Origin of the sequence: Burkholderia sp. Cy-637, from assembly GCF_011753175.1 — a bacterium.
Lineage (GTDB): Bacteria > Pseudomonadota > Gammaproteobacteria > Burkholderiales > Burkholderiaceae > Burkholderia > Burkholderia gladioli.
On the sequence record NZ_VWWC01000023.1, the window covers coordinates 57,634 to 64,010 of the forward strand.

General features: G+C 70.3%; 5 protein-coding genes. 2 read left to right on the plus strand and 3 right to left on the minus strand.

The window, feature by feature from the left end:
- Nucleotides 1-36 precede the first annotated feature (36 nt).
- Nucleotides 37-795 carry an SDR family oxidoreductase gene (locus F3J10_RS09665; RefSeq protein WP_036035454.1) on the plus strand — a complete coding sequence of 253 codons (759 nt, stop codon included), beginning with the start codon at nt 37-39 and terminating at the stop codon, nt 793-795.
- Nucleotides 796-1,137: 342 nt separating this feature from the next.
- Nucleotides 1,138-3,009 (plus strand): glycosyl transferase, encoded by a 1,872-nt coding sequence (locus tag F3J10_RS09670; protein ID WP_167241952.1) that lies wholly within the window; start codon nt 1,138-1,140, stop codon nt 3,007-3,009.
- 112 nt (nt 3,010-3,121) lie between these two features.
- Here F3J10_RS09670 and F3J10_RS09675 read toward each other — a convergent pair whose 3' ends face one another.
- From F3J10_RS09675 to F3J10_RS09685, 3 genes are all read right to left on the minus strand, one after another.
- Nucleotides 3,122-4,381, minus strand: a complete 1,260-nt coding sequence (locus F3J10_RS09675) for an MFS transporter (RefSeq protein WP_166916154.1) — start codon at nt 4,379-4,381, stop codon at nt 3,122-3,124.
- Between the two features lie 340 nt (nt 4,382-4,721).
- Entirely contained in the window at nt 4,722-5,135 is a 414-nt protein-coding gene (locus F3J10_RS09680; RefSeq protein WP_025096483.1) for a group II truncated hemoglobin, read from the minus strand.
- Nucleotides 5,136-5,186: 51 nt separating this feature from the next.
- Nucleotides 5,187-6,377, minus strand: a 1,191-nt coding sequence (locus F3J10_RS09685) for an FtsX-like permease family protein (protein ID WP_345791197.1), incomplete at its 5' end; no start/stop codon positions are given.

Here is a 6,377-nt window from a genome sequence, read left to right on the forward strand (position 1 = left end):
CCCCCTCAGCCCTCATTCACCGGGAGTCGCTTCGTCATGTCCGCATCGAACAGCAAGGTCGTCCTCGTCACCGGCGCGAGCCGCGGTATCGGCGCCGCCACCGCGCGCCTGCTCGCCGCGCGCGGCTGGGCCGTCGGCATCAACTACGCGCGCGACGCCGCGGCGGCCGAAGCGCTGGCCGACGAGTTGCGCGCCGGCGGCGCGCGCGTCACCACCGTGCGCGGCGACGTGGCCGTCGAAGCCGAGGTGATCGCCATGTTCGATCATGTCGAGCGCGAACTCGGCCCGCTCGACGCGCTGGTCAACAACGCCGGCATCGTCGCCGCGCCGCAGCCGCTCGCCGAGATGGCGCTGACGCGCCTCACGCGCATGTTCGAGGTCAACGTGCTGGGCGCCTACCTCTGCGCGCGCGAGGCGGCGCGGCGCCTGCCGACCGATCGCGGCGGCCGCGGCGGCGCGATCGTCAATGTCTCCTCGCTGGCCGCGCGGCTGGGCTCGCCCAACGAATATGTCGACTACGCCGGCTCCAAGGGCGCCGTCGACACGCTCACGCTGGGCCTGGCCAAGGAACTCGCGCCGCACGGCGTGCGCGTCAATGCCGTGCGCCCCGGCCTGATCGACACCGAGATCCATGCCAGCGGCGGCCAGCCCGATCGCGCGGCGCGGCTCGGCGCGCAGACGCCGATCGGCCGCCCGGGCCGCGCCGACGAGGTGGCCGAGGCGATCGTCTGGCTGCTCGGCGATGCCGCGTCCTACGTGACGGGTACCCTGGTCGACGTCGGCGGCGGACGTTGACGGCTTGATTTGCCGGTGAGCGCAGGCGCGGCCAGGATCGGCGCCGGCGCACCTCGCCGCTCGCGCCCGGCGCCATGACGGACGGGCGATTCCGCCCGGCGCACGGGCCGCGGCCGCCCTCGCCCTGTGTCGCGAAAACGACAGCGCAAACGTACAAATCACAAAACAGCACATGCGCGAAAAAATCGCACATTCGGGCGACAGTTTTCGTAACAAGCCGTAATAAAAACATGGTCTACTAGCGACCATCGCGGCTCGCACCGCCATCCCGCCTTCCTCACGGCACGACAATCGACCGAGCCAGGCAGCCGGTCGAACAACCGACTTCTGAGACGTTTTTCGATGCAGGGACCTTCCACTCCCGGCGGCCCGCGCTCGTCCGCGCGCGCCCCGATTCGTCATGCCGTCCAGCCCCAGGACAGTTCGTCGGGCGCCGGCCGCCGCGCCGCGCCGAGCCTGAGGCTGCCCTGGTCCAATACCGCCGCGGACGCGCCCGGCTGGCCCGCCGCGTTCGCGCAGGCCGGCTGGCGCGTCTGGGCGCTGGCCATCGCGATCGCCTGCGCCTACCTGCTGCCCGGCATCGTCGGCCACGATCCGTGGAAGCAGGACGAGACCTATACCTTCGGCATCATCCAGCACATGCTCGACACCGGCGACCTGGTGGTGCCGAGCAACGCCGGCCAGCCCTTCATGGAGAAGCCGCCGCTCTACGACTGGACCGCCGCCACGCTGGCCTGGCTGTTCGGCCGCTACCTGCCGCTGCACGACGCGGCACGCCTGGCCAGCGCGCTGTTCGCCGCGCTCGCCTTCGGCTTCACCGCCCGCGCCGCGCGCATCGCCAGCGGTGCGCCGCGCTGGCTGGACCTCAAGGTGCTCGGCCCGCTCGCGCTTTGCGCGGGCACCCTGGTGGTGGTCAAGCACGTCCACGACATGATGACCGACGTGGCGCTGATGGCCGGCGCCGCGATCGCCTTCGCCTCGCTGCTCGAACTGGTCGGCGAGGCGGTCATGCGCCGTCGCGCGAGCCGCTTCGCGGCGCCCGGCTTCGGCCTGGGCGTGGGCATGGCGCTGATGGCCAAGGGCCTGTTCGTGCCGCTGGTGTTCGGCGCGACGCTCGCCGCCGTGATGCTGCTGTATCCGGCCTGCCGCGGCCGCGCCTTCTTCCGCTCGCTCGGCATCGCGGGCCTGGTGCTCGCGCCGTTCGCGCTGATCTGGCCGATCGCGCTGCTGATGCGCTCGGAAACGCTGTTCATGACTTGGTTCTGGGACAACAACGTGGGGCGCTTCTTCGGCTTCTCGGTGGCCGAGCTCGGCGCCGAGAACGACAAGCCGCTGTTCATCTGGCGCGCGCTGCTGACGGTCGGCTTCCCGGTCGGGCCGCTGGCCGCCTACGCGCTCGCGGCCGGGCGCTGGCGCGCCTGGCGCGAACCCGCGGTGGCGCTGCCCACCCTGTTCGGCGGGATCGGCATGATGGTGCTGCAGATGTCGGCCACCTCGCGACAGCTCTACATCCTGCCCTTCATCGCGCCGCTCGCGCTGCTCGCGGCCAACGCCGTCGAGCGCCTGCCGCGCCGCCTCGCGCAATGCTGGGATTACGCCAGCCGGCTGGTGTTCGGCGCGGTGGCGATCTACGCCTGGTATGTCTGGTCGATCATCACTTCGTATCACGCCTCGCGCGAGCCGATCCGCTGGCTCGGCCGCTGGCTGCCGCTCGACTGGACCACGCCGCTGCAACTGCCCTTCGCCTTCGCCGGCCTGGCGCTGACCCTCGGCTGGGTCTGGCTGCTGCCCTGGCTGCGCTCGACCGGCAAGTGGCGCGGCGCGCTGTCCTGGGCCGCCGGCGTGGTGCTGGTCTGGGGCCTGATCTTCACCCTGCTGCTGCCCTGGCTCGACGCGGCGAAGAGCTATCGCTCGGTGTTCGTCGATCTCGACCGCAGCCTGGCCCAGCAATGGAACGAGGGCGACTGCATGGCGAGCCTCGGGCTCGGCGAATCGGAGGCCCCGATGCTGCGTTATTTCGCCGACATCGAGCATCGCCCCGTCACCGATCCGAACCAGACGAACTGCACCTGGCTGATCGTGCAGAGCCCGCGCTCGGTCGCGCCGAAGCTCGGCGACGAGTGGGAGCCGTATTGGCAGGGCGCGCGCCCCGGCGACGACGACGAACTGCTGCGCGTCTACGTGCGCACGCCGGCCGACACGCCGGGCCGCTGAACCGCTTGCGCTGCCTGCTCCATGACAAAGGACGCCACGTTCATCACGTGGCGCCCTTTGTCGTCATGCGTGCCGGGCGCTCATGCCCGATCGCCCGGCACGCCCTCGATGCTCAGGATTCGGCCACCGCCGCGGCCGGCTGCGGCCCCGAAGGCATCGGCGTGTCGTGCCCGGAACCCTTCACGTGCGCGACCCAGACGATGGTGATCAGCGTCATGACCACCGCCAGCCAGCCGTTGGAGCCGTAACCGACGATCGTGCCGTTCGGCCCGTTCGCCAGCAGCAGCCCGCCGACCCAGGCGCCGATCCCCATGCCCAGCGCCTGCACGGCGCTGTTCGCGCTGAGGAAGGCGCCGCGCCGCGCGGGCTCCGGCACGGTGGTGAGCAGGGCCTGCATCGGCACCATCCGGCCCGACATCGCCACCATGAAGAAGCCGAAGAAGGCGATCAGCACCACGAAGGGCATGGCCGGCAGGTGCGTGACGAGCAGCACCGGCAGCATCGACACAACCGCCGTCACGCGGAACATCTGGCGCTTGCCGTAGCGATCGGAGAGCCGGCCGATCCAGCGCGAGGTGAGCAAGGTGGCCGCGCCGCCCGCCATGTAGAGCCAGGACAACTGCTGCGGCTGCACGCCATGATTGGCGACCAGCATCGGCGAGATGAAGGGGATCACCAGCATGTGGCCGGACATCATCACGAAGGTCAGCGCGAAGGCCTTCAGGTGGCGCGGCAGGCTGAGCAGGCTGAACAACTGCGGCAGGACCTGCGACAGCGGCGTGGGCTGCCCGACATGCTCGGCCAGCGGCGGCACGACACGCGTGCCGACCAGCCAGATCGCCACCGACAGCACCACCAGCAGCAGGAACGGCGCGCTCCAGCTGAAGTGCGCGCCCAGCAGCACGCCGGCCGGCACGCCGCCGATCGCGGCCATCGAGAAGGCGGTCATGATCACGCCGGTGGCCGCGCCGCGGCGCGCCACCGGGATCACGTCGCTGACGATCGCCATCACGATCGCGCCGAGCACGCCGCCGGTGAGCCCCGCGAAGGCCCGCGCCAGCAGCAGCAGGTGGAAATTGCCGGCGAGCGCGCAGGCCAGGTTCGAGAGCGCGAACAGCGCGTAGGTCGCTTGAAGCAGGCGGCGCCGGTCGAAGCGGTCGATATAGGTGGCCGCGAACAGGCCGGACAGCCCCGAGCACAGCGAATACGCCGAAACGGCCGAGGCGAACTGCGCCGGCGTGATGGCGAAGGCATGCATGATCTGCGGGCCGAGCGGCATCATCACCATGAAGTCCATGATGACGGTGAACTGCGTGAGCGCGAGCAGCCACAGCAGGGTGCGTTCGCGCAACGGGTTGAGCGTGATTGTCATTGGATTGCTTGCGCTCCATCGGAAAAACGCGCGGCACCAGCGCCACGCGTTTCGGGGTTGATCGTCGATCCTTGTCTGGGCGGCCGCGCCGCCTGCCTCGATATCCCGCGCGGCGCGGCGCATCGCGCCTATCTTGCGGCCGAAGCGTCCAGATTTCGCCGACATTCGGTCGAGCTCAGGATGGCGGCAAGCCCGCCTCTCGCGCCTGGATATCGAAAAACATATCGAAAGATATATATCGTAAGAGCGTTTGTCAAAGAAAACATCGAGGGACGGATGCATGAAAAAAGCCCATGCACCGGCTCGTGCATGGGCTGTCTCCTCGATCGCGTCGCGCCGCTCAGCGGCGGTTGATCATCCAGTCGGCCGTGTCGTAGAACGAATGCATCAGGCGCTCGCGCAGCGGCAGGTCCAGGCCGATGTCCTCCATCGCCCAGGCCATGCAGCGCAGCCACTGGTCACGCTCCGAGCTGCCGATCGGGAACGGCAGGTGCCGCGCGCGCAGCCGCGGGTGGCCGAAACGGCTCACGTAGTGGTCGGGGCCGCCCAGCCAGCCGCACAGGAACCAGAAGGTCTTGTCGCGCGAGCCCTCGAGCGAGGCCGGATGCAGCGCGCGGATGCCCGCGAACTCGGGCTCCAGGTCCATCAGGTCGTAGAAACGGTCGATCAGCTCGCGCACCCGCGCCTCGCCGCCCACCAGCTCGAACGCGCTCGGTTTCGATTGCGCGTCCTCGTCGCTTACATCGTCAGTCATGCCTCGATACTCGATCCACGGAAAAGCGCAACGATACCGCAGTCGCCGCGCTCAGGCGTCGCGCAGGGTGCGCAGCGCCGGGCGCGACAGCACCGCGCGCAGGCTCCACCAGCCGGCCGCGCCCGCGCAGACGATGCCCGCCGCGATACCGGCCGGCACCACCCAGGGATTGAGCGCCAGCTCGAACTGGAACACCAGGGTGGCCAGCACCGAGCCGATCGCCAGCGCGCCGGCCGCCGCGCACACACCGGCCAGCGTGCCGACGATCACGAACTCGGCGCGCTGCACCGCCCCCACCTGCTTGCGCGAGGCGCCCAGCGCGCGCAGCAGCGCGGCCTCGCGCGCGCGCTCGTCGCGGCTGCCGGCCAGCGCGGTGTACAGCACCAGGATGCCGGCCGCCAGCGTGAAGCCGAACAGCAGTTGCACCGCGCCCACCACCTGCAGCAGCACGCGCTCGATCTGCGCCAGGATCGGCGCCACGTCGATCGCCGTGATGCCGGGCTGGCGCGCGATCAGGCCGTCGATCAGGCGCGCGCGCCCGGGCGGCAAGTGGAAGCTGGTGATGTACATGGCCGGGAAATCCTGCAGCGCGGCCGGCGGCATCAGCACGAAGAAGTTGACGCGGAAGGTGCCCCAGTCGAGCTTGCGGATGCTGGTGACGGGCGCGTCGACAGTCAGGCCGGTAACGTCGAAGCGCAGCGTGTCGCCGAGCTTCACGCCGAGCGTCTTGGCCAGCCCCGCCTCGATCGAGATCTGCGGCTTGGGCGAATCGCTGAACCAGCGGCCCTCGACGACGCGATTGTCGTCCGGCAGCTGGGTCGTGTACGAGAGATTGAATTCGCGGTCGACCAGCCGGCGCGCGTTCGCGTCGGGATAGCTGTCGGGATTCACCGGCTTGCCGTCGATCGCGACCAGGCGGCCGCGCACCATCGGCTGCAGCGGCGCGTCGTCGATGCCGTGCGAGGCGAGGTAGCGCACCACGTCGGGCCGCTGGTCGGGCTGGATGTCGATCAGGAACTGGTTCGGCGCATCGGGCGGCGTGGATTTGCGCCAGCCGGCGACCAGGTCGTCGCGCGTGATCGAGATCAGCAGCAGGCACATCAGGCCGAGCGAGAGCGCGGTGATCTGCAGCGCGCTGGCGCCGCCGCGCCGGTGCAGCGAGGCGATCGCGTAACGCCAGCCGAGCCCGGCGCCGACCCGCGCGTCGCGCACCGCGCGCGCGGCCAGCCACAAGGTGGCGCG

What these genes read in the sequence shown, in the direction of transcription:
- F3J10_RS09665 (WP_036035454.1), top strand. Translation starts at nt 37, where the DNA reads ATGTCCGCATCGAACAGCAAGGTCGTCCTCGTCACCGGCGCGAGCCGC.
- F3J10_RS09670 (WP_167241952.1), top strand. Translation starts at nt 1,138, where the DNA reads ATGCAGGGACCTTCCACTCCCGGCGGCCCGCGCTCGTCCGCGCGCGCC.
- F3J10_RS09675 (WP_166916154.1), bottom strand. Translation starts at nt 4,381, where the DNA reads ATGACAATCACGCTCAACCCGTTGCGCGAACGCACCCTGCTGTGGCTG.
- F3J10_RS09680 (WP_025096483.1), bottom strand. Translation starts at nt 5,135, where the DNA reads ATGACTGACGATGTAAGCGACGAGGACGCGCAATCGAAACCGAGCGCG.